The following is a 25448-nucleotide window of genomic DNA, read 5'->3' as shown; positions in this document are numbered from 1 at the left end:
TTAAAAATCAACCCCCCGTTTCAATTCTACACCTTGATTTGCGTAGTGTTTATGACAATAAACCTCAGAGTGAATACTAGCCAAATCAAAATAAGCCGGTTGATTTTGACAGCGCCCAGTAATAATCACTTCCGTATCACGGGGTTTACGTAACAAAGCTTGAACAATGGGATCAACAGGTAACAATTCTAAATCCACAGTGGGATTGAGTTCATCGAGGATAATAGTCTTATACACACCAGAAGCGATCGCAATTTTGGCAATTTCCCAACCCCTCTCCGCTTCTATATAGTCTAAATCTTGACGAGAATTCCGCCAAACAATGGCATCCCGTCCACACCGTTGATGATCTACTACTTCAGGATAAGACTGTTGTAAAGCCGCTATAGCTGCATCCTCAGTATAACCACTACCACCCTTCAACCACTGCATAATTAATACACGGGTAGAACCAGGATGATTGATACCTCTCCCAATAGCTTGCAAAGCCTTACCCAAAGCACTGGTAGATTTACCCTTACCTGCACCTGTATAAATTTCAATCCCTTCAATAAAGAGTTCTGCGGCTGTGGGGTGGTGGTGAGGTTTCATTTCCGAGTGCAAATCCGCAATATCTAACAATGCTTGTGGTGCAGCGCGTCCAGTCGTAATGATTTCTAATTCTTGGGGTTTAGATTTTAAAGTGTTTACCACTTCCTCCACCGATAACAAACCCAAATCCAAAACCGGGTTAATTTCATCCAAAACAACTACTGAATACAACCCGGAAGCGATCGCACCTTTGGCTACATCCCAGCCCCGCGCAGCCTCAGTTCGATCAAAAGGTGTAATTTGATCATGGCCAAAAAACTCGGCTCTTCCTGTGCGAACCTGATCAATAAGATGGGGAAACCCTCGCTGTAAAGCAGTTATCGCTCCATCTTCATCATAATCCCGTTCTGGACCCTTCAAAAACCGCAGCAATAAAACTCGGCTAGAATCACTGGGTGTATTAATGCCCAAACCAATCGAGCGCAAAACCACTCCTAAAGCTGCTTGGGACTTACCTTTCCCAATACCATCATAGACGTGAATTTGACCCGTAAGCCGCTCAGAACGCACTTGCGCTGTGCGAATACCGATACCGTTCCTTGTCATATTTTGAAAAGCTATAAAGTGGCAATTCCTTATCTTAACGAAACTAGAGTCTAGAATGTGCGGTTTTTTATCTGCGTATTACAGTTTAATGAATGTATAATACAATTAATCTAAATATCTTGGCGCACTCAGATCATAAATGTCAGAAGAATGAGATAATTGCCGATTATCCGTATTCTTTCAGTTATACTCTGTACAACTAATCCCCAGATCCCCGACTTCTTCAAGAAGTCGGGGATCTAACTAACTCCTAAAATCTCCTTGTTGTTACCATTATGTCTGATGAATTATCACTACCTATAATTTTGCCCATTGGGGCGATATTTTTTGAGATCTTATTCTTACTAATTGCCATTCCCCTAGAAGCTTATATTCTGAATAGATGGCTGAAGTTTGATAAAAGAACCAGCATTTTTTATGCTATAGCCTTAAATGTTTTTTCGAGTGTAATTGGTTGGATTGTGTTTTTCACAGTCGAACCAATATTATCTATCGCTATCAAAAAAGAATTGATTAATTATGTATTTTTTAATAAACTTCAAGATCCTAGCATTGGCACAATGATAGTTTTATTGTCATTTACTATTTTTATAGCGACTTTTTTAGTGAAATTTTTACTAATGAAGATCCTCATAATTTTTATGGGAGAAGGAGGAAAAAAAACAGAAACAGAAACAGAAATCATTTCTTCACAGCAAAGAGCCAGTTATATGAATATGGCTAAGTTGCAAAATACTAATTTAATAACTGCAACCTTAATAGCCAATTCACTCAGTTACAGTGCCATAACCTTCATTATCCTAATTCGCTCGCTCCCGATAAAATGATCAATATTCATCATTGCATTAATTAGAGGTAATCTCATGAACTTTTTATTGAAGGAAATACGTGGCATATTTAAATATATTCAGGATTTATTTGCAGGAGTGCAAAAATTTCTGACACCTGCTAAAGCATACTCGTGGCAAACATTAATTTATTTGAGTATTTTTTCTTGGGGAATATCATATTTTGCCCTAGGGTATATCAAAGATATTATTGCCTTTTGTGGTTGGCTATTTTTATTAGCAGGAACAGCTTGGTATACTACCGATGATCCTTTAAGAGTTCCGGGAACTTTTATGCCAGTGGGGGCAGTAACAACGGGATTTTTAGTGAGTATCTTTGCTTTTGGACACAAAGAAGGTGTATTAACACCGAATACGATAGTTATTTGGCCAACAATAGCTGCCATAGTTACAGCCATACCTAATTTCTTTGAAGGTACAGGTGGAAAATTAGCAAAAGCCAAACTTCCTAAATTACAAGATCGTCAAAAAGTTGTAGTTTTATTAGCTTGGTGTATGCTAATTAGTTGTTGGCTTCAGTTTTACTTTGTCATAGATAAATGGTTAAAAGAATATCCTAGTTTACGAGCAGATAATTTTCAAAAAAGTGCTTTTGTGATTAGATTAGAACCACCAGCCAAAAAGCCGAAAACTGGTGATTTGATTTTAAATAAATTACAACCTTTAGTTAATCAACAAATTGCCAATAAACCTTGGTCAGAAGTGGAAAAATGGTTACTAGAAGCTAAACCGCGACTAGGAAACTTGGGGAGAAGAACGATTAATAGTAATTTAGGTCAATCTCAAGAAAGGCTATTATGGCGAGTTGAACCCCGTGTAGTCAATATTAGATCTGGATATAAACTAGATATTTTGACAATTTGGGGGGGACCTGGCGCCAACTCTGAAGGATATTACTGGAAAAAATCTTGTTTGATAGAACCATTTAACTCTGGTAAACAAACAGATAATAAAAACACCATTGCCCGTCTGACTTGCGATCGCACAAGTAAATTTATCATGGGTTCTCCACCAGCACAACAATAAGGAAGAAACAAGCAATTACTATGAATGTAATGAGAACTGTCGTCATGGCTAAGAATGTATTTCAGGAGGTGATCCGCGATCGCATCCTGTACATCATCGGTTTTTATGCCATTATCCTGGGTATTGCCTTCCGTGCCATTCCCGAATTTACTGTCACTACTTTTGATAAAATCTTTTTAGACTTTGGTTTGGCAACCATGAACGTCATTGGTTTAATTGTGGCTATATTTATCGGCACGGGATTAGTTAACAAAGAAATTGAAAAACGGACTATTTTAGTATTAATTGCCAAACCCATCAGCCGCAGTGAATTTATTGCTAGTAAATATTTAGGGTTATCAGCAGTTATCGCTGTCCTCATTACTGCAATGACAATAATTTATTTAGGATTCTTACAACTTGGTCAAGTATCCTATCCGGTTACTAGCATTTTTCTGGCTACGCTATTCATCTTTTTTCAATTATGTTTAATTACTGCCGTAGCCATTACTTTAGGCGTTTTTACCAGTTCACTGATAGCCACAGCCCTAACATTTGCAGTGTATTTAATGGGGAATGTTACTCAAGATTTAGTGGCATTAGGTAAATTAAGTCAGAATCCTGCTATGGAACGCATTACCCAAAGTTTATATCTGATCTTGCCAGATTTATCTAGATTAGATTTAAAAAATGATGCTGTTTACGGTTTGCAAGCACTACCTGATACAATTACATTAATTACCAATGCGGGATATGGTTTGCTTTATAGTTTTATGTTGTTAGCGATCGCCATTATTATTTTCTTAAGACGAGAATTTTAAAATAACAAGATCCCCGACTTCTCTAAGAGGGTGTTTGAAAAGTTATGGTTGATGTATCAAATATTTTTTACCCCACCCTAACCCTCCCCTTGTAAAGGGGAGGGAACTGGATTTTTATTGTTTCCCCCCTTTACAAGGGGGGACTAAGGGGGGTAGCAATGTGATGAAAATTACGGAATACCACTTTTCAAACATCCTCTAAGAAGTCGGGGATCTGAAACTCTCGACTTTAAAAAATTTTGTGAAAATAATTATTGTCTATGATTTACGATTCCCCAATAAATACTACTGATAGTCTCATTTATCCTGATATTTATCATCACCAAGTTTCCTCGAATCAGCCTTTGAAACTAGGAATTATGGCTTCTGGGAATGGTAGTAACTTTGAAGTAATTGCCCAAGCTATTGCCGACGGTAAAATTAACGCCAAAATTCAAGTTCTAATTTACAATAATCCTGGGGCAAAGGCAGCAATTAGGGCTAAAAATTGGGGTGTAGAGTCTGTATTGTTAAATCATCGGGACTACAAAAATCGTCAAAAATTTGATCATAAAGTTGTCCAAACATTACAGCAGTATAATGTAGAATTCGTGATTATGGCGGGATGGATGCGATTAGTCACACAAGTTTTAATTGACGCTTTTCCTAATCGCATGATTAATATTCATCCCAGTTTATTACCGAGTTTTAAAGGCGTGCAAGCTGTAGAACAGGCTTTAGTCGCTAAAGTCAAAATTACTGGCTGTACTGTACATCTTGTTTCTTTAGAAGTTGACAGTGGCGAGATTTTAATTCAAGCGGCTGTTCCCGTTTTACCAGATGATACATCAGAAACACTACACGCGAGAATTCAAATCCAAGAGCATCGGATTTTACCAATGGCAATTTCTTTGTTAAAAGGGGAATAGGGAACCTACGGTGTACACACAAGTCCTATCTGTCTGGGTTTGCGGGATTTAGGGGGCATTAAAACCCTATTAGGCAACCTGATTAGACTTCTGTGTACCCCGTAGGATTCTGAAGAGGGAAGTAAAATACAGCGGTTTCCGCTCTTATGAGGTACAAAGTTGAATCATCAAACTCTTGTAGTGCGGGCATACTATGGCTAACGCCACGCTGCGCTATCGACAAGCTCAGTACAAGTCTTGCCCGCTAGATATGTACCTCATAACACCGGGAAGTGCTGTATATCTATCTTTAGATAGATGACAAAAACGTTTCAAGGCGTTTATTCTACACTTAATTTAACTATCCGTATCCTAAAAAACAAATCCGGGTTATGGAGAAATACCTGAAATATTCAATAGACCTCTGGTGAAAAAGATTGTAGGGACGAGAATCTCTACCCAGGTTACTTCTCTACAAGGGTTCTGGAAAACGCATATTTAAATTCGGTTGATGTCTAATAAGTAGCCTGTCACAATTAAACATAAAACCTCTGATTTATCAAAGTCACTCAAAAGTCACCATTAAGTCACTATTTCTCACTACGGAAGTCACTTACCAGGGGAATAGGATATTTAACAAGAAGAATTTTTACGTAGCACGGTTCAGAAACATCACTTAAGCAATATCTCTGGTTCATGGGTAGGAATTAAACCTGCTTCCAGGATACAGATTTTGTTTGGCTTTTGCTTATCCATCAGAACACCATAATTTTAATTTAAGGAGTCGGTCATGACAAACTTTAAAACTATACTCAACAATTCTAAAGTTCGTTCTTTTGGAAAAACACACAATTCTCATTTATTGACTAATTTAGATAGCATCGTAGAGCAAGTATTACAGAATACATATCAATATCTCAGTCAGTTCCGATTTGATGCAGAGTACACCCAGAAGTTAGAAACTGCTTTTGGTAATGATTTTGATAGGGAAGTTGCTAATCAATTATTTAATGCTTTTGCTGAAGATGATTTTAGTGCTGTTCCTACTATTGAGGTTGTAAATAGTCATGATATTAATGGTGCAAATGGGGCTTTTTCTATTACCACAGGTAAGATTTATTTAGCTGCTGAGTTTATTCATCAAAATGCTGAGAATCTCGATGCTGTTGTGGCTGTATTATTGGAGGAAATTGGGCATTCTGTTGATGCACGGATTAATACAACAGATGCAGCAGGGGATGAGGGTGATATTTTTGCGAGGTTGGTGCAAGAGGAGATTATTAGTGCGTCAGAGTTAGCAGTTTTGCGAGCTGAGGATGATACGGCGACGGTGACGTTGAATGGTCAGGTTGTGGAGATTGAGCTTCGTACTCCAGTCCTCAATGTCCTCAATGTCCTCGATGTTAAGGTTTATATCAGTGATATTAGTGCTAGCGCTAGTGCCTCCGGAAAATATGAAGCTAAGATTACGTTTGCATACGAGATCCTCTCACCTTTTGGCATTATTCCAATTCCAACAACTGGAATTGAGGTAAAGTACGATTACTATGTTAGTAACACTAATGTATCAACAGCAGGCACATTTATACTGAAAACGAGTCAGGAAAATATTCTGACTTTACCAATACCAGATGATGATCAAATATATGATTTTAACCGAACCTTAACCTTTAATCTAAAGCAAAGCTCCACTACAACCTACAACGTTAAGCTAGATCCTAACCTTTCTTCTCGTACACTAACCATCACCGACAATGAACCTTTAATCAGCATTGTAAAAAATCTTGACTTAAGTGAAGGTAATGGCAATGGCGAGTTTACTATTAAGTTAGATAAAACTCCACCTCAAACCTTTAACCTTTATTTTAAGGTTGAAGGCACTGCAAAATGGGGCGAATATGTTGCTACCAAAAAAGGGTCTGATTATAAACTCACATATCAAGGATATAACTCATCAGGAAAAATTGATACGTTTAAAGGAACTTTAAGTCCTAGCGATATTAATACTAATGGCGTTTATAGCATTCAGAATATCCCATCTGATACAAAGATCAATATTAACGAGATTAACAAGATAAAAATCACCGTAGAGCGAGTTAATGATGAAGTTTGGGAAGGAAACGAAACTGTAACTATTACCTTACTGGATAATCAAAAAGATTTATCTACTAGCGGAACTAATAAGCTAAATGATGGTTATGGAGTTGATACTACTAAAGCAACAGCTACAGTTAACATTATTGACAATGAACCCACCGTAACATTAGGAAAAGTTGTTAACCCCACCGAAGGTTTTGGTTTTGGTAGCACCATTGAAGGTTTAGGAGCAGCATTAAACCTCAACGGTAGTAATTCTGTCACAATTCCCAGTAATAATAGTCTCAACCTCACCCAAACAGGTCAATTTACCCAAGAGGCTTGGATTTTTGCCAACTTAACTGATGATACTCAACGAGGAATTTTAGGCTCTGACAATTATCCTAGTATTTGGGTTGAAAACAAAACCACCATCAAAGTAGGTATTGGTACTAAAACTTTTTTTGTTACTAATGCTCTTAATCCTAGTAGTTGGAATCATGTAGCCACCACCTTTGATGGTAAAGAATATAAACTTTATGTGAATGGAGTTGAACTTGTTAAAGATACAACCTTTACAGGCACAAATATTTCTGCAACTAAACAGTTAACCATTGGTAACGTCTCTAGTAATGATAACTTTGTTGGAGCTATTGATGAAGTGCGGCTTTGGAATGTAGCACGCACTCAGACTGAAATTCAAAGTTATATGTTAAATCCCCTCAAAGGCAGTGAACAGGGATTAATTGGTTACTGGCAATTTGAAGGTAACTTAAATGATGCTACAACTAATAATCAAGGGTTAATTTACCTTGGCGATGTTACTAATCTAGCAGGAACTATTACAGCATCTGGTGAGAATGTCCCTAATGAGGGAAAAGCGCAAGCTTTTGACGATCTAACTAATACTAAATGGTTAGTTTCTGCTAATAATGGATGGCTACAGTATCAGTTTAATAACAATCAATCCTATGTAGTTACTCAATATAAAATTACTTCGGCTAATGATGTTCCAACAAGAGATCCCAAAAACTGGATTTTACAAGGGTCAAATAATGGAAGTAATTGGACAAATTTAGATACTCGTAATAACGAAACTTTTAGTAGTAGATTCGAAACTCGCAGTTTCACCCTTAGTAATAGCACAAGTTATAGTTATTATCGCCTGAATATTACTGCTAACAATGGTGATAGTGCTACCCAATTAGCAGAATTCCAATTATTTGGAGGTACTCCTAATTTAGACTCATCTAATTATCTAAATAATCCTGCCCCTCAAATTGGTTATGTAGAAGTTAAATTAGACAAGCCCTTTGAGGGTCCCCAAGGATTATGGGTAGAGTATGATATTTCGGCTGGTACTGCAACTCAAAACATAGACTATTTTAACTCTCGTACTCGTCGAGTTTCTACTGATATTAAAACAGAAAGAAATGGGATTATTATTCCTAAAGAAAAAACATCAGCTCGTATCTATGTTAGTGCTTTATCCGATGCGGTAGTTGAGGGGGATGAAAATGTAACTATCACCTTGCGTCCGACTAATTTTGATATTTTCGATGCCAATAATGATGGGAATTATACACTTGGTCAAAATGGATTATTAGGCGAATACTATAACACCAAAGATCTAACAGGTACAAAAGTTTTATCCCGTATTGATTCTCAGGTAAACTTCTCTTTGGATTATGGTTCTCCTGCTGTAAATTCTCCTGCTGTGGGTGTTGTCAATGCTGATAACTTTAGCGTTCGTTGGACAGGTTTGTTAGCACCAGCGGTCACAGGAACATATACCTTCTACACCAATTCAGATGACGGGGTACGGCTGTGGGTCAATGGACAGCTAATTATTAATAACTGGACTGATCATCCAGCCACAGAAAATAACGGTAGCATTAGTCTTGAACAAGGAAAACTATACGACATCAAGTTAGAATACTACGAGGGTGGTGGAGGTGCCACCATCCAATTATTATGGCAACCACCCAACGGTTCAAAGCAGATTATCCCTTCTAATAATCTTCTTACAGCACCTATCGAGTATGCACCTAGCTTTGAGAATAATCCTAATTTTGGTCCAAATGGATTATTAGCCGAATACTATAACAGTACAAATTTTACAGGTACACCAGTTTCCCGTATTGAATCTCAGGTAAACTTACGTTTGGATAATGGTTCTCCCTACCCTGGGGTCAATACTAATAACGTCAGCGTTCGTTGGACGGGTAAGTTAGCGCCAACGGTAGGAGGAAAATATACCTTCTACACCAATTCAGATGACGGTGTACGGATGTGGGTCAATGGAGTGCAAATTATTAATAACTGGACTGATCATCCAGCCACAGAAAATAGCGGTAGCATTGATCTTGAACAAGGGAAAGTATACGATATCAAGCTAGAATACTACCAAGGTGGTGGAGGTGCGATTATCCAACTATTCTGGCAGCCACCCGCAGGTTCAAAGGAGATTATCCCTACCAAAAATCTTTTTCTTACAGAATTTAATAATAATGGCTCTCTTTCTCAAACTGAACGTGATGTCATTGGCTATAACTATAAGGTAGGTACTAATAGTACAGCTACTATCGCTATCAAAGATAATCAGGCATATCAAAAAGGAGTTATTCTCCTTGATGAATATGGATTCCCCTTCACAAATATTCCATCTGACAAAGTACGAATCACAGAAGGAAGCACCACTGATACTATAGCTGTCACCCCAGTGGTAACTATTAGCAAGTTAAATGATGTTAATGAAGGTGATATTCAACCAGGGCAATTTGTTATTAATTTAAGTGCGCCTGCTCCGGCTGCTGGTTTGAGTGTTCAGTATCAATTAACAGGAAGTGCGATCGCCGGGACAGATTATACTTCTATAAATGCCATTAACATTGCTCCTGGAGAAACTAGTGCAATTATCTCTATCTATCCCATAAATGATGATATCGCTGAAGGTAATGAACAAGTTACCATTACACTACTAAACTCAGCAACAGGTTACACATTAGGTAGTCAAACAACAGCCACCCTGAACATTATTGATGATGATAAGGCAGGGATCACACTCTCCGATGCTCTTGTTTCTGATACTGCTACCACCTATACAGGAAATTTTGACTCCCTAATAACTTCTGAACCCTATCCCCGAAGTGGTGATATTCTCCAGCTTTTCGATCAACAAACTGGCAACCTAGTTAAAGAAATTACCCTTACCCAGACAGTTATAGATTTGGGCAAGGTAAGCATTTCTGGGATTTCTACAAATTCCACCTTAAAAGCAATTCTAAAAGAATCAAGTAATGCACAGGGAAGTGTAAATCTTGGTACTGTCACCGTCAAATCTGATGGCACTGTTGATGTTTCCTTACCGAAAAATGACAATAAAGATACCTTTGGTATTCGTCTTTCATCTAAACCCACAGCAGATGTAACTATCACATTTAATAATATTGATAGTACAGAAGCAACATTCTCTAAATCTTCCCTCACTTTTACGATCGCTAACTGGGATCAATATCAAAGTGTCACAATCACAGGTTTAGATGATACTTTGGTAGATGGCGACATTAAATATACAGTTACAGCTAAAGCAACCAGTACCGATGCTCAATACAATAATGTATCCACATCTATCGCCATCACCAATTTAGATGACGATGATAATATTATCAAAACGAGCATTACTAACAGTAGTACAGGTCCAAAAGTAAGCCTTGGTGCTTTAACCGCAACACAATTTACTGAAGGAAATCAAATCAATATAACTGTTAATTTGAGTCAGACTGCTGGTACTGGTGGAAATTTAATTTTCTATTCAGTAGATGGAAAAGATTTTAAATATGGTGAAGATTATACTGTACCAGCAGCGAATCAAGTCTATTTGAAAGAAACAACAAATGGTGTTGAACTGACTCCTACAGATGTTAATAGTTTGACTGGAACTAAAGAATACAAAGATTTAGATGGAGATGGAGATTTAGATTTAGTCGTTACAAATAGCACAACTAAAACAAATTATTACCAATTCCAGGCTGTTAATATTGCCCAAGGTCAGAGTAGTGCAACCATCATGGTTAATACCATAGATGACAAAGTTGATGAAACCGATGAAAGCGTAAAAATCGTTTTAAAAGCTGGCACAAATTATCAAGTTGATGATAGTGCTACTAATAAATTCGTTGCTAATTTGACGGTTCAAGATAATGACACAGCCGGATTAACAATTACACCCAGCCAAACAGCAACTTCCACTTCTGAAAATGGTGGATTCTTAACTTATACTGTTAAACTCAACAGTCAACCGACACAACCTGTTACGGTTTATATCAGCAGTAATGATAGTAGTGAAGGGAAACTTAATGCTCCTACTGCCTTATGCTTTGATGGAGTAGATGATTTTGTTTCTTTACCTGCCAGTAGCTTAAGTGGAGCAATAACAGTTGAAGCCTGGGTATATGTAGATGATGCTAAACGTAACTGGCAACGCATCATAGACTTTGGTAATGGTCCAGCTAATAATAATATCATATTGGCATGGGAAGGTACGACAGGGAAAATGACCTTTCATATTTTTAACGGTAGTACAGCAAAATTTATAACAACCAGTGAAGTCTTCCCTGATAAACAATGGGTTCATGTGACGGCAGTAAATGATGGTAAGGGTAACGCTTACATCTACTGGAATGGAGAATTAAAAGCATCAGGAACAGGGCAAAACGTACCATTAAATGTCTCTAGAACTAATCAATATATCGGCAGAAGTAATTGGTCACAGGATGCTTTATTTAAGGGTCAAATTGATGAAGTTCGTATTTGGAATGTAGCACGTAGCCAACAAGACATCCAAGTCAACCAAAATCAGGCTCTCAACGGCAATGAAACTGGTTTAGTTGATTATTACAAAGCAAATGAAGGGGCTGGGACAACCCTAATAGATAGTACAGTTAATAAATCCAATGGAATATTACAAGGTGGGACATCTTGGACTAAAACCTATTCTGAGCCTTCTGACTTTATCGGTCTCAATTTTAACGCAACTAATTGGAATACTCCCCAAACTTTCCAAGTAGTGGGAATTAACGATGCGATCGCTGATGGGACTGTCCCATACAATATTATTACCACTGTCACCAGTGAAGATCCTAACTACAATAAACTAGCGATCGCTCCTATCCCCCTCACCAACACAGAAGATAGCGATACAGCAAAAATTATCATCACACCCCCCGGACAAGTAATAGAAGGAAGACAAAATGTCTATTCTGTCAAGCTAAATAGTCAGCCAGTGGGTGAAATCCGGGTCATCATGACTCCCAAAGTTGACCAGTTTCAACTAAATAATGAAGATATTGGCGAACCCCTTACCCTCACCTTTAATGCAAGCAACTGGAATCAAACACAAACAGTGCGAGTGACAGCCGTAGATGATTCAGTGGTTGAATATTTCCAAACTAGCCAAATTGAGTTTAAGGTAGAAACTGGCAATGTTAAAGACTTTGAATCAAAATGGCAGAATAACACACCAGAAAAAGCACTTGATTTAGGAAAAATTACCGGAGGAGTTGAACGTACTGGTTTATCTATAGATTCAACATCTACCGGAGGAGTTGAAGGTACTGGTTTATCTATAGATTCAATATCTACTGATATAGACTGGTATAAGTTTACCCTTCCCACTCAAGGCACTGCTAAGGATTTTGTAGAAATTCAGTTTGCTAATGCCAAGGGCGATCTCAATCTGGAATTGTATCAAATCTCTAATTCAGCTACAGCAGTTAAAACTTCTCTTTCCACCACTACAGATAAAGAACGAATTGAATTAAATGGACTAGCAGCAGGAGAATACTTACTCAAAGTCTCAGGAAAAGATAGCACTACCAGTAATGATTACAAACTCATTATTGGTGATGCAGATTATCAATATCGTACTGCACCTATTGTCACAACCGATGGTAAAGTCCTAACCGCACTAGATGTAACCATTAAAGACAATGATTTACCCACAGCCAAAATCATTGCTGGACCCACTGCTTCTGAAGTATTTGGTCAACCCAGTTACTTTACAGTTCAGTTGAATGCCCCTGCACCCCTTGATGGTAATGGGATTGTGGTTGGTTATAAAGTTGTTGGTGGTAGTGCAACTTTATTTGAGGACATTAATAATAATGGCATCTTAGATGCCGGAGAAGATTTTAATAGTAATAACAAACTTGACTTCGGAGATTACCGAATCCAAAATAACCAAACACAAGGCACTGTTAGAATTGCCCCAGGAGAAATTCAAGCAAATATTATTGTTTCTCCTGTTGATGACAAGTTGGTAGAAGACTTAAATCTGAAAACTATTAGCCGAGATACTACGTTTGTTTCTACTTCTGCTAATGGAAAAACTACATTACGATTCAATTTTGAAACAGAAACTCCTTTTGATACTCAATATGAAATCCCGAAAGGTAGTCTATTAAAGTTTGACAATGGAATAATTGGGACATTGGAAGGAAAAGCAACTTTTACCGATACTTTCTTGAACTTTGATGGTAAAGATGATTATGTTGCTACGACTCAGAGTTTAATGAATAATCTCTCGTCCTTCACTATGGAAGGTTGGGTAAAAGCTAATTCACTCAGAGAAGGGGAATCAGTTAGTTTATTTGGACAAAATGATGTCATTGAATTTGGCTTCTCGTCTCAAAAACTTTCAGTATGGACACAAAAAGGAGGTGGGTACTTATTCAGTGCCGATACGACTTATCCTCTTAATGAATGGCATCACGTAGCTGTCGTTGGTAATGGACAAAATGTAATCCTTTATCTGGATGGAGTAGAAGTTAAAAAAGGTGGTTCTCCTACCACAAATTATGGAACATCGGCAGATCCATTTAAAATAGGAGCCGAAGTCTGGGATCAAGTCAATAAGCAACCATTCAACGGTCAAATAGATGAAGTTCGGATTTGGAATCTAGCACGTACCGAACAAGAGATCAAAGATAACCTAAATAAGCCTCTCAATAGTAGTAAAACTGGTTTAATTGCTTACTATCAAGCTAATGAAAGTACGGGAATTAACCTAATTGATAGTAGTGTTAACAAGTTAAACGGAACACTTCAAAATGGTGTATCTTGGCAAGGTACAAAAGGTACTCTACTTGTTAAGGTTGATAATCAAGATGTTAGCCGTATTAATGCAGCAACTAAAGCCAAAATTACTGGAGAAACCATCGTTGTTGAATTACTGCCAGATGTAAACATATCTAATCCAACCTATACTTTAGGAGGTGAAGATGTTAATCTTAATGGCAAATTAGATTTAAGTGAAGATACTAATCTTAATGGCAAATTAGATTCAGGCGAAGACAAGAATAATAACGGTAAATTAGATTTAAGTGAAGATACTAATCTTAATGACAAATTAGATCCCGATGGAAATACATCAAAAGCCACCCTCAGTATTGTTGACGATGATGTACCCGGAATTCGTATTGTAGAAGTAGGTAATCATACTGTCGTCAGAGAAAAAGAAACCGCTACATTTGAAGTTTCCCTCCTCAGCGAACCTGCTAAAGATACAGAGGTTAAAATCACCCTAACTCCAGGTGCAGAAATTGAATTTGCCAATCCCATCAATCCTACGACGGTTCAGGTTGACAAAAATGTTTATAAATTTAACACAACAGGTATTTCCAATCTTAATGTTGAACTCAAAAGCCTAGTTTTCACAGATCAAGGGGATACAGTCGCCTTTGAAATTAAACTACCTCAGAAACCAACAAAAGACCAGATTGTTGAGTTATATGATGCTAATGATACCACCAAGGATTTAGCCAACACAAAACAAGTCACCTTCACAGCAGAAGAATGGGATGGAATTCAACAAGGTAATATTGATGGTAATTGGCAAGAATTTCAACAAGTTGTCATATCAAATCTTAATAAAGATGTAAATGGTAACTATGCTATCAAGGCAGTTATCAAAGATAAAGGTGCAACATCAGGAACAGAGATCAATATTCCCATAACACGTACTACTGAAAAAGTACAAAAACAAACCACGACTCTAACTATCAACCCTACAGACTGGTACAAGCTACAAACCGTTACCATCAAGGGTAGTAGTGACGATGTTACCGAACCCGGAATTTATCACGCTGATTCCATTAAATATACAGTCACCAGTGATGATAAAAATTATGATGGGATATTTGTCCCTGACCAAACCATTCATGTAGTAGACCGGATTATTGACTCCAAACAAACCGCCAACACTTTGGGACAAGGTTTAAAAACACTACAAGATAGCATGGATAATCTGAGCTTACCCTTAATTGGTAGCTTGGATGGAGTTGCACCAGATCCCATTGCGGCTTTTAGTCAAGATTTAGTCAATGTGATTAGTTCAACCGAAAATCTCACCGCTTCAAAACTAAAAGAAATCATCGAAAATGTTCTCAGCAAAATATTTGGCAAAGATGCTTTCACAGTTGAAACAGAAGCAACTAACAATGAAATCTCTGTTCTGTTAGACATAAAGAAAAATTATGAACTCTTTAAGCTACCTCTCTCTACAGATTTGGGGATACCAGCATTAGGCGTTGGCTTAACAACAGAAGGGGATTTGCAAGCTAACTTTAACTACAATTTCTCTCTCGGTTTTGGTTTGCATGACGATTTTGGTTTCTATATTGATACAGACAAAACAGGGTTTAAAACAGATGTTACCGTTGATTTAGATCAATTTAAAGGACAAGGTAGCTTAGGTTTCTTGAAACTAGATTTCGCCGACGATGCTAACAACCCCAGCAAACTGCAAGTTAGCTTTGAAGCTAGTTTAAATGATTTAGATAATTATAAGGGAGTTCAATTCTTTGATGTCAATGGTAATGGACAGTTAGATGCTAACACCTTCAACTATCCCATTAAAATAGATGAAAATAAAGACGGAAAGGCTGATAAAAACACCGATGGGAGCTTTAAAACCACAACTTATAGTATTCAAGAACCTTTTGCTAATATCAATGACAAGGGAATTGCGGCAGACTTTCCTAAAGTTAGTGAAGCGTCCGAAGAGGCCAAAAGAGTTAATTGGAATGAGTTTAACGTAAGAAATACCTTTGAAGAAGAACAATATATCAAGCAAGAAGGTATTTATCGTAAATCTGTCAAAGATGGCTTGACGATCTATTATTTTGATAGCGATCGCAATGCTTCATTTGATGAAGGAAAAGAATTATTTGTTGTCTCTGGAACAGGTAAATGGTTCGATACTAGTGGAAATATCAAAGAATTTCGCATTGAACAGAAGAAAGTTAACGGAATAGTTACCTACTACTTTGATGACAATGGTAATAATGTTCTAGAAGATAGTGAAAAACTCACTGAGAAACAGAAAAAGCAACTTGATAAAAACAATAACTTCAAATTAGATGCAGACAGACACATCGAAGGAGAAGGTAAGTTTGTTCAAGGTACGGGAATTGCTTTTCTTGATGCCAATAATAATGGTAAACTTGATGCAGGTGAAAAGTATGTTAACTCCAGCTTTGAGCAGTTAACTATCAGTGAAGATGCTATTGTTACTGATAGTAACGGTGTTACTTTCCTTGACGTAAATGGCGATGGAAAATATCAGGAAAGCTTTTCTACAGTTAATCTAAAAACTAATCAAATAATAACCAAAAACGAATTCAAAGTTCTCATTAATAACAGTATCAATAAGAATGGTTATCGCTTCTTAGATTTGAATAATAACGGATTATTAGAGGGGGGTGAACCACAAGCTAGTTCAAAAAATGAGCCATTAAGTATAGATGAAAACTATATTTTTACAAACCAGCTTGGAGAGACTTTTGTAGATATCAATGGAGATAAAGTAAAAGCTCTCAATGGTGAACCATTAGTGATTATTAAAGATGGTGTACGCTTTGTTGATCTCGACCCAGACGGAGAAGAAAATACTAGCGAACCAACCTCCCAACCTAACAATGTTTTCACAAAGAAGAGTATCCCAAGTAGTGGGGGCATAGAATTTAGCTACTATGACTTCAATAATAATAACTCCTTCGATACAGGAGATGCTAAAGTCACCGATAAACCTAATATCGTGACAGTATTGGATGATGGTTCACGTCTCACTATTACCGAACTTGTCAATTTCAAAAAAGACCCAGAAATTAGCTTCTCAGACCTCTTCAACTATCAATTTGCTGGAGAAGCCAATCTAGGATTAAACGCCAAAACTAGCATTAATAATAATACCAACTTCCCCTCCGTTAGTGTTGACTTAGCCGTTAATTTACCCCTATTTAACTACGGGAATCAAGACGAAGCTGGAAGTAATGGCTTAAGCGTTGACTTCAATAATATTACCGTTGACTTGGGAGGATTTATTAGTGATGTTGTTAAACCTGTAATAGGTACTGCTGATAAAATTATTACTCCAATTAAGCCAATCATTCAAGTTCTCAATGCTGATACGAAAATCTTTGGTTATATCGGACTCGAAAGTACCTTTGATACAGACGGAAAACCCGGAGTTTCTATTCTAGAAATTGCCAAAAAATTAAACTCAGGAGATCCAAGAATTGACAAAGCTATTAAATTTGCTGAAACCGTTACCAAGATTTCGGAAATAGTAGATTTGCTCAAGGATTCTACTACATCAACCACAACGAACACTATCACTATTAATCAGATTGCATCTTCCAGTGTTCCTGGCGGTAGTCCAAATACAACTTCTGCTCCAGGTACACCTGCTACAAATCTTTTTACTACTGACTTTGATTCTCAGTACAAAACTGAAGCCAAGTTATTGTTAAATAACGAAACATTATCAACTTTAGTTAATGACTTTAATCCAAACAATTTTACCTTTGTCATTACTCATGGTTTTCAATCCAGTGTTTTTGGACAAAACCCCCAATTCCGAGATTTAGGTAGTGCCATTCATAACTACTTTAAATCGTTGAATCAAGGTGTAAATGTAGTTTTATGGGATTGGAGTACAGAAGCAAGTGGAAGTCCTTTAGAATATCAAACAAACGCCAACAAAGTAGATGAAATAGGTGAGGAACTGGCTAAATTTTTACAAGCAGGAAATATAAATCCCAGCAAAACGCAACTAATTGGTCATAGCTTAGGCGCTCATGTAATGGGTAATGCCGGAGAAAGTTATAAGACTTTAACTGGTAAGTCTATTAATAGTATTGTGGGATTAGATCCGGCTGGTCCACTATTTGAGTCTGATTTCAACCCGGCAACTCTTAGTAATGATACATCTAATAATCTTGATCTCTTAACAAACCGCCTGGATGATTCCGATGGTGATAGAGTAGTTGCTTTGCATACCAGTAATACCTTGGGTTTTGATGGTAATCTCGCAGATTTAGACCTATTCGTAAATTGGTCAGATTTGACTCAACCTGGTGCGTTTAATTTCCTAGATAACCATAGCTATGCTACTCAACTCTATACTCAGTTAACAAACCTTTCTTCATTCTCACAAGATTTTGGCAATAGCGAAGAAAAGAACTCAACTCTTGTAGGTAATACGTTAGATATTAATGATATCTATAACACTGCTTTAAGGGGATCAGATTATGTTACAACTGGTGTAGACACAATTGCAATTAATTTTGGTAGTTACTCCTTAGATGACTTCAAAGCCGCTAGTAAAGACGAAGCTGATGCTGCTGCTAGTGTAAAACCTGGTAGCACTGCTGGTAGTAGTCAAAATAGTGCTAAAACAACGAGTAAGCTAAAAACAGATACAGAAAGCCAAGCTAATAACTCTTCAAAAGGTAGTTTAATTAGTAAACTAAAAGGTTTAGAAGGATTAGATTTTCCCATCCTCACATCACCAACTACCGCTATTAGTCTTCTGTTAGGAGAATCAGGGGTTGATTTAGTTACTTATGACATTCCTGATTTTGCCTTTGACTTTAATATTCAACAAAATTTCCCTATCTTTGGACCTATTTCTGGACTATTAGAAGGCTCATTCTCTGCCAAAACTGATTTATCTGTGGGATACGATACCTATGGTATTGAACAATGGCAAAAATCAGATTTCAGCTTAGAAGATGCTTACAAAGTCCTAGACGGTTTTTATCTCAATGACTTGAATGCTAACGGCATAGACAAAGATGAATTTTCTATGCAGGCAAGGATAGCAGCAGGTGCTGGTATAGATGTTTTCTTACTGAGTGCCTTTGTTAAAGGTGGTTTAGACGCTTACGTAGGCTTCGATCTAAATGATGTAGGGGAACAAACTGGCACCAGCGATGGCAAAGTCAGAGGTTCAGAAATCATCTCTCGTCTTGATACACCTTTAGAATTATTTGAACTTTACGGAGATTTGTCAGCTTTCTTGAATATCACCGTCAAAGCATTAGGGATAAATGTTTTTAACCAAGACTTAGCACGAATAAAAATCGCAGAGTTTAGCATAGGTGCTAACGGTATACGTGGTTCAGTCGGTAACGCTCCTCAGATTGGTTCATTAGTCTATTGGGATGCTAATTTTAATAGTAAATTTGAAGGAAATGAACCTTTTACCTTTACTGATGGCAATGGTAATTACATCCTAGAAATCCCAGAAGAATATGATCTAAATCGTAACGGCACTTTTGATAACGATGAAGGACAAATCGTTGCTGAAGGGGGAATTGATACCACCACTGGTTTGACAGTAAAAACCAAATTAATTGCCAGCGCCGACTCCGCTATGGTGACACCTTTAACCACCTTAAAATCAACGCTGATTCAGCAAGGATTAACAGGTGAGGAAGCGAATAATCTCATTAAAACCATCTTTAATCTTTCCTCTGATGTCAACATTGATAAATATAATCCCTTTGCAGCTATTGGGGAAAATGACATTAATGGGGTTGAGATTGCCACAGATCATATTAAGGTGACGAATCTGTTACTTAATGGAATCAGCTTCTTAGAAAACGCGGGTTATCAATCAGAAAATGCGGAAACTCAGGTAATTATCGCTTTAAAAGAAGTCCAGCAAACAGTTGAGAGTTTTAGCCTCAGTAATAGTGATCACATTAAATTACTCTTGACGAAGTTAAACGCAAAACTGGCCAACTCGACTATTAGCCAGGAAACCTTAGCCGAAATTGCGAAATTGGTAGCTAACAGTAATCACCTAGTTGAGGATATTAGCCAACAGGCTTTAGACCGCTCAATAAGTGATGTTCTCCCTAGTATTACTCCTATCAAAAAGACAGTTTATACTTCCGTACCTGCCTTAACTGCACAACTGGTCAAAGGGGAAATTACCTCAGAAGAGGCAGAAACAGAGTTAGATAAATTACTCAATGCCAATACCTTCTTGGTGCAGTATCAAAGCTTTAGCACTAACCGCACAGTGAAAGTAATTACTAATGATATTCTCACCGAAGGGGTAGAAGGAACAGGACATTTTACTATCGAACTGGGAGCAGCAGCCCCCAGCCAAGGGTTAAAAATTCTTTACACCCTCTCCGGGACAGCAACATTAGGACAAGATTACAATTTTGAAGGCTCAAACTTTGGAGAAATCACCATCAAAGGTGGAGAAAGCCGGGCTATTCTCAACCTGTCAGCCATTGATGATGACCTTAAAGAAACCAAAGAAACCATCTCTCTTAACCTCAAATATGTTGGTAATGGTTACATCCTTGACCCTATTGCCAAAACTGCCCTAATTACTATTAACGATAATGAAGCAGATAGCGTTAATAGTAGTCAAAAAGGTTTAGAGTCCAATGGCACATCAGGTAACGACACTATTATCGGCACAAACAAAGACGATATCCTCAAAGGTAGTAATGGTAACGACTCACTCACCGGAAATGCAGGTAACGACATTTTAGATGGCGGTGCAGGAAATGATACTCTTTGGGGAGGAGACGGCGCTGATATATTAGAAGGTCGCTCCGGTACAGACTCACTCAATGGTGGTGTAGGAGATGACAAGCTGTTCGGAGGCATGAATAATGACATCCTTGTAGGAGGTATGGGTAATGATCAACTACAAGGTGATGCCGGAAATGATAAACTTCAAGGTAACGAAGGTAACGATGTCCTAGAAGGTGGTACGGGTAACGACTATTTAGCTGGTAACGCAGATAACGACTGGTTATTAGGAGGAGCAGGGGAAGACATCCTAGAAGGGGGTGCTGGTGCAGACTTACTCAATGGTGGTGAAGGTGCAGATGTATTCTATTACAGCACTCCCACTCAAGGAATTGACTTCATTCTTGATTTTGACCCAACTCAAGGCGATATTATCCAAATTTCCAAGACGGGTTTTGGTGTTAATAATTTAGAACAATTTAGTTTCTTGGTTGGTACGCTCCAATTTAACGGAGTAGATATTGCCTTAATCCAAAATGATGGACAAACCTATAACACATTCCCCAACTTAGCAAACATTATTCAATTAGTAGATGAACCTACTTTCCAAACTGCTGTTGTTTCCGAAGCATCTGCTCATAGTCAAATTGTCTATAGTTCAGCAACTGTAGACATGGTAGAAAAACCAAACTTGACAATTTATGATGAGATTATCAACCGTGGTTATTTGAAAGTTGCTACCTCATCACAAACTACTGATTTTGACAGAGAATTTACTAAAATATTAGCTGCTGCCATCTTCGGAGATGCAACTAAGATTGAATTTGTAAATGCAGATTTGAATAGTGGTTTTGAGCTTGTTAGCAATAAGATAGTTGACATTGGTGCTAATCATACTATTAAAACCGCAGAAGGGGATCTCGCCCACAACGTTGATTTCAGTTCTACCTATTTCTATGACCACAATTCCACCAAAGAAGCCATCGGTTTGATTGTGCCGGAAAATGATTCACAATGGGCGGATGTAGTTCGTTGGGTAACTTATGTACCCATGCAAGCTGAAGAATTTGGGATTACCTCTGCAAATATCGCTCAAGTTATCGCCCTCAACACCGATGATAATCCTAATAATGATTCTGAAGCAGGTATTCGACGCTTCTTAGGAATAGAAGGGAATTTAGGCGCGGGATTAGGATTACCAAATAACTTTGCGGCTAAGATTATTGAAGACGTAGGTAATTATGGTGAAATATACGAGCGTCATTTCCCAGAAGTAGAAAGAGAAAGCAATTTATTGTGGACAGAAGGGGGTTTAATCTATTCTCCTCCTTTCTCCGGCACATCCCAAGATTTAGAATTAATTGAAAATAGTAACCGGAATGTACTGACTGAAGTTTTAGAACGCGGTAAATTGATTGTCGGTACTAATGGTGGAAATCCTGGTTTTTCCTTCCCTAATGGTGATGGTAACTTAGTCGGTTTTGATATTGATCTAAGTAAAGCACTGGCTTCTGCCTTATTTGGTGATACTCAGGCTGTAGAATTTCGTCAGTTAAACAACCTGGAAAGATTCACAGATGTTGCTAATGGTGTTGTTGATATTACTGTCCATCAAGTCACCCATGATTTAGTCAGAGATGGCCAATATGGAGTAGATTTTAGTCCTATATACTTCTACACAGGACAAGGAGTTTTAACCAGAAAGGATAATGGTATTGTTAACCTTCCTGATTTAAACGGTCGGAAAATAGGTGTCAGTGCTAATACTAACTCGCGGCAAAATCTTGACGATATCTTTAAAAAGTATGGTATTAATGCGGAAATTATCGAATTTACCACTGCTAATCAGCTTACTACTGCATATTTACTAGGAACAGTTGATGCGGTGTCTCTGGATACTCCCTTGTTATATGCAGCAATGCCTTTGCTACCAGATCCTGATAACCATCATTTACTCAATGCCAACATTAGCAAACAACCTCTAGCGATGGTAATTGATGAAAATCAATCGGATTGGGGCGATGTAGTAGGTTGGGTGACTCATGGTTTAGTCCAAGCACAAGAATATGCAATTACTTCTCAAAATATTGATGAAATTTTAGCCCGCAATACCGATAACAACCCCAGTAATAATGACAGCAGCGAGATTCGTCAATTCTTAGGGTTAGAAGGCAATATCGGTCAAATGCTTGGTCTAGCTAATGATTGGGCTGTGAATATGATCAAAGCAGTTGGTAATTATGGAGAAATCTACCAACGTCACTTTGATACAGATGTTTTACGTCGTGGACAAAATGAATTAGCTACTGATTTTGGCTTACAAACTGCTCTACCATTACGGGCAGGTGAATTCCAGGAAGGATCAGATCCCATCACTAAACCTCAAGACCTAGTTTCCGGTACACCTGGCAATGATAAACTCATATCCCCCACAGATTTGGATGGGGAACAGGACATAGTATTTACTGGTGCTGGAGATGATGAGGTAGATGTGAGTCTGTCTCCAGTTGGCGATAATAATATCTTTGGTGGTAGTGGAGCAGATACTATTTATGTGAGTAAGAGCGATCGCGTCTTTGGTGACGTTGGCAATGATATCTTCTATGCTATTGATGGCAAAGGTGGTAATCGGATGTCCGGTGGCGCAGGAAATGATACCTTCTTCTTGGGTGCAGGCGATCGCGCTCTTGGTGGTGAAGGTAACGATATTTTCTACCTTCAACAGGGTGGTGGTAACTTAATCTCCGGTGGTGCTGGTGCTGACAAGTTCTATATCCTCACTGGTGATATACCTGCTACTACCAACACCATTATTGACTTCGATATGGGTACTGATGTCTTAGGTATTCGTGGTCAAGGCGCTGGTTTTGATTTCAATGACCTGACTTTAATTGACAATAGTATTATCGTAGGCAATACAACTATTGCGATCTTGAACGGAGTTGATACTACCAGGTTGACTGCTACTAATTTCAGCTTTATCTAAAACTTAACGGGTGACAATGTGGCTAAACAGCTTGTTTCATAGGGGATAGAGCCTGAATGTTGCCACATCTCATCTTCAACCGCTTTGTCACCTGTTAAGAACTGACTAATGTTAAAATTCTCAGTGAGAAATTTAGGATATTTTTATGTCAGTTGTAACTAACCCAATCAAGTTTGGTACAGATGGTTGGAGGGGTGTGATAGGTGAGGAGTTTACCTTTGAACGCTTGGCATTAGTCGCAACCGTAGCAGCCAAAGTTTTACATAATACTTACTTTTCTGAAGTAGGTAGCCGGACGATTATTGTCGGTTATGACCGCCGATTTATGGCGGAAGAGTTTGCCCGTGTGGTTGCCAATGCCGTCACCGCAGTTGGGTTTGATGTCCTGTTTAGCGAAACCTTTGCCCCCACTCCGGCTTATAGTTGGGCGGCTAAAGAACTCAAGGCTTTAGGGGCATTAGTTGTGACAGCTAGTCATAATCCTGGTGCATATTTAGGATTAAAAGTTAAAAGTGCTTTTGGTGGTTCAGTGCCACCGGAAGTTACTCAAGAGATAGAGGCTTTGTTATCAGAAGAAGTTGCCCCAGCGGCGATTTCAGGTAAGGAAGAAACCTTTGATCCTTGGCCAAGTTATTGTCAAGCATTAGCGGCTAAAGTTGATATTGACAAAATCAAAGAAGTTATCAATTCTGGCAAATTAACAGTATTTGTGGATGTCATGCACGGGGCTGCGGCTGGGGGACTAACACGATTATTAGGGGAACAAGTCAAAGAAATTAATAGCGACCGTGATCCTCTATTTGAAGGTGGTGCACCTGAACCTTTACCAAAGTATCTTTCCCGGCTATTTACAGTTATGAAAACTCATCGGGAAACCCATAAAACGGGTTTAACTGTGGGTTTGGTATTTGATGGAGATTGCGATCGCATTGCCGCAGTAGATCAAGATGCTAATTTCCTCAGTTCCCAAATCTTAATTCCCATCTTAATTGACCATTTAACCCTACGGCGGAACTTTCAGGGCGAAATCGTTAAAACTGTCAGCGGTTCGGACTTAATGCCCCGTGTAGCCGCATTACACAACCTTTCTATCCATGAAACAGCAGTAGGTTATAAATACATTGCTGACCGAATGTTAGCGACGCAGGTATTGCTAGGTGGTGAAGAATCCGGTGGCATTGGTTATGGTAGCCATATTCCCGAACGTGATGCTTTATTATCGGCACTTTATGTATTAGAAGCTGTGGTGGAATCTGGTTTGGATTTAGGTGAATATTATCGCTATTTACAACAACAAACTGGTTTTTCATCCAGCTATGATCGCATTGATTTACCTTTAGCTAATATGCAAGTTAGAGGGCGACTATTAGACCTTTTACAATCCCAACCTTTGACGGAAATTACGGGTAAAGAAGTCATTGGTTGTCAAACAATTGATGGTTATAAATTCCGTTTGGCTGATCAAAGTTGGTTAATGATTAGATTTAGCGGAACTGAACCAGTTTTACGTCTTTATTGTGAAGCCGCAACTCTGGAAGAAGTTCATCAAACCCTAAATTGGGCAAAAAATTGGGCTGAATCCAATTAATTAATAACTTCAATTCCTAGTCGGTTTTAACCGACTTTAACTATGAGACGGGGAATTTATTCCCCGGATAAATGGCTATTTTGTAAGATGTTATTTGGGTATTTTATCGGGTTTTTGTGATGGGTTGGGGACTTTATTGCGATTTATATATAAACGGGTTTTAATCAATTTCCTCTCTTAATTACTTTTTTTTTCAATCACTAATTATGATGAATAGTTACTAGAAGACTGATGCAAATTTAACCCGACAATAAAGCG

General features: G+C 38.1%; 7 protein-coding genes. 6 read left to right on the top strand and 1 reads right to left on the bottom strand.

Features of this window, described 5'->3' with window-relative positions; translation table 11 throughout:
• Positions 1-1137 (bottom strand): cob(I)yrinic acid a,c-diamide adenosyltransferase, encoded by a 1137-nt coding sequence (locus BMF77_RS23870; protein WP_015078379.1) that lies wholly within the window; start codon positions 1135-1137, stop codon positions 1-3.
• A gap of 275 nt (positions 1138-1412) precedes the next feature.
• Here BMF77_RS23870 and fraC point away from each other — a divergent pair, with 275 nt between their 5' ends.
• The 6 genes from fraC to BMF77_RS23840 all read left to right on the top strand — a co-directional run bounded on the left by fraC (position 1413) and on the right by BMF77_RS23840 (position 25190).
• Complete coding sequence (gene fraC, locus BMF77_RS23865; RefSeq protein WP_148766363.1) at positions 1413-1964, top strand: filament integrity protein FraC; 552 nt, start codon at positions 1413-1415, stop codon at positions 1962-1964.
• Between the two features lie 36 nt (positions 1965-2000).
• A complete protein-coding gene (fraD, locus tag BMF77_RS23860) occupies positions 2001-3011 on the top strand; it encodes a septal junction protein FraD (protein ID WP_148766361.1) in 1011 nt (336 codons plus the stop codon).
• Positions 3012-3031: 20 nt separating this feature from the next.
• Positions 3032-3811 (top strand): ABC transporter permease, encoded by a 780-nt coding sequence (locus tag BMF77_RS23855; protein WP_148766359.1) that lies wholly within the window; start codon positions 3032-3034, stop codon positions 3809-3811.
• Positions 3812-4071: 260 nt separating this feature from the next.
• A complete protein-coding gene (gene purN, locus BMF77_RS23850) occupies positions 4072-4719 on the top strand; it encodes a phosphoribosylglycinamide formyltransferase (RefSeq protein WP_148766357.1) in 648 nt (215 codons plus the stop codon).
• Positions 4720-5488: 769 nt separating this feature from the next.
• Positions 5489-23602, top strand: a complete 18114-nt coding sequence (locus BMF77_RS27490; RefSeq protein WP_148766355.1) for a LamG-like jellyroll fold domain-containing protein — start codon at positions 5489-5491, stop codon at positions 23600-23602.
• 145 nt (positions 23603-23747) lie between these two features.
• Positions 23748-25190, top strand: coding sequence for a phosphoglucomutase/phosphomannomutase family protein (locus tag BMF77_RS23840; protein ID WP_148766353.1), 1443 nt, complete (start codon positions 23748-23750; stop codon positions 25188-25190).
• The last annotated feature ends 258 nt before the right edge of the window (positions 25191-25448 follow it).

The organism is Dolichospermum sp. UHCC 0315A (assembly GCF_008121535.1).
Classification (GTDB): domain Bacteria; phylum Cyanobacteriota; class Cyanobacteriia; order Cyanobacteriales; family Nostocaceae; genus Dolichospermum; species Dolichospermum lemmermannii.
Note: the sequence above shows the minus strand (reverse complement) of the source record. Positions and strands in the feature narration are given on the sequence as shown.

Coding starts and splice junctions, on each gene's coding strand:
- BMF77_RS23870 (WP_015078379.1), bottom strand. CDS start 1,137: ATGACAAGGAACGGTATCGGTATTCGCACAGCGCAAGTGCGTTCTGAG.
- fraC (WP_148766363.1), top strand. CDS start 1,413: ATGTCTGATGAATTATCACTACCTATAATTTTGCCCATTGGGGCGATA.
- fraD (WP_148766361.1), top strand. CDS start 2,001: ATGAACTTTTTATTGAAGGAAATACGTGGCATATTTAAATATATTCAG.
- BMF77_RS23855 (WP_148766359.1), top strand. CDS start 3,032: ATGAATGTAATGAGAACTGTCGTCATGGCTAAGAATGTATTTCAGGAG.
- purN (WP_148766357.1), top strand. CDS start 4,072: ATGATTTACGATTCCCCAATAAATACTACTGATAGTCTCATTTATCCT.
- BMF77_RS27490 (WP_148766355.1), top strand. CDS start 5,489: ATGACAAACTTTAAAACTATACTCAACAATTCTAAAGTTCGTTCTTTT.
- BMF77_RS23840 (WP_148766353.1), top strand. CDS start 23,748: ATGTCAGTTGTAACTAACCCAATCAAGTTTGGTACAGATGGTTGGAGG.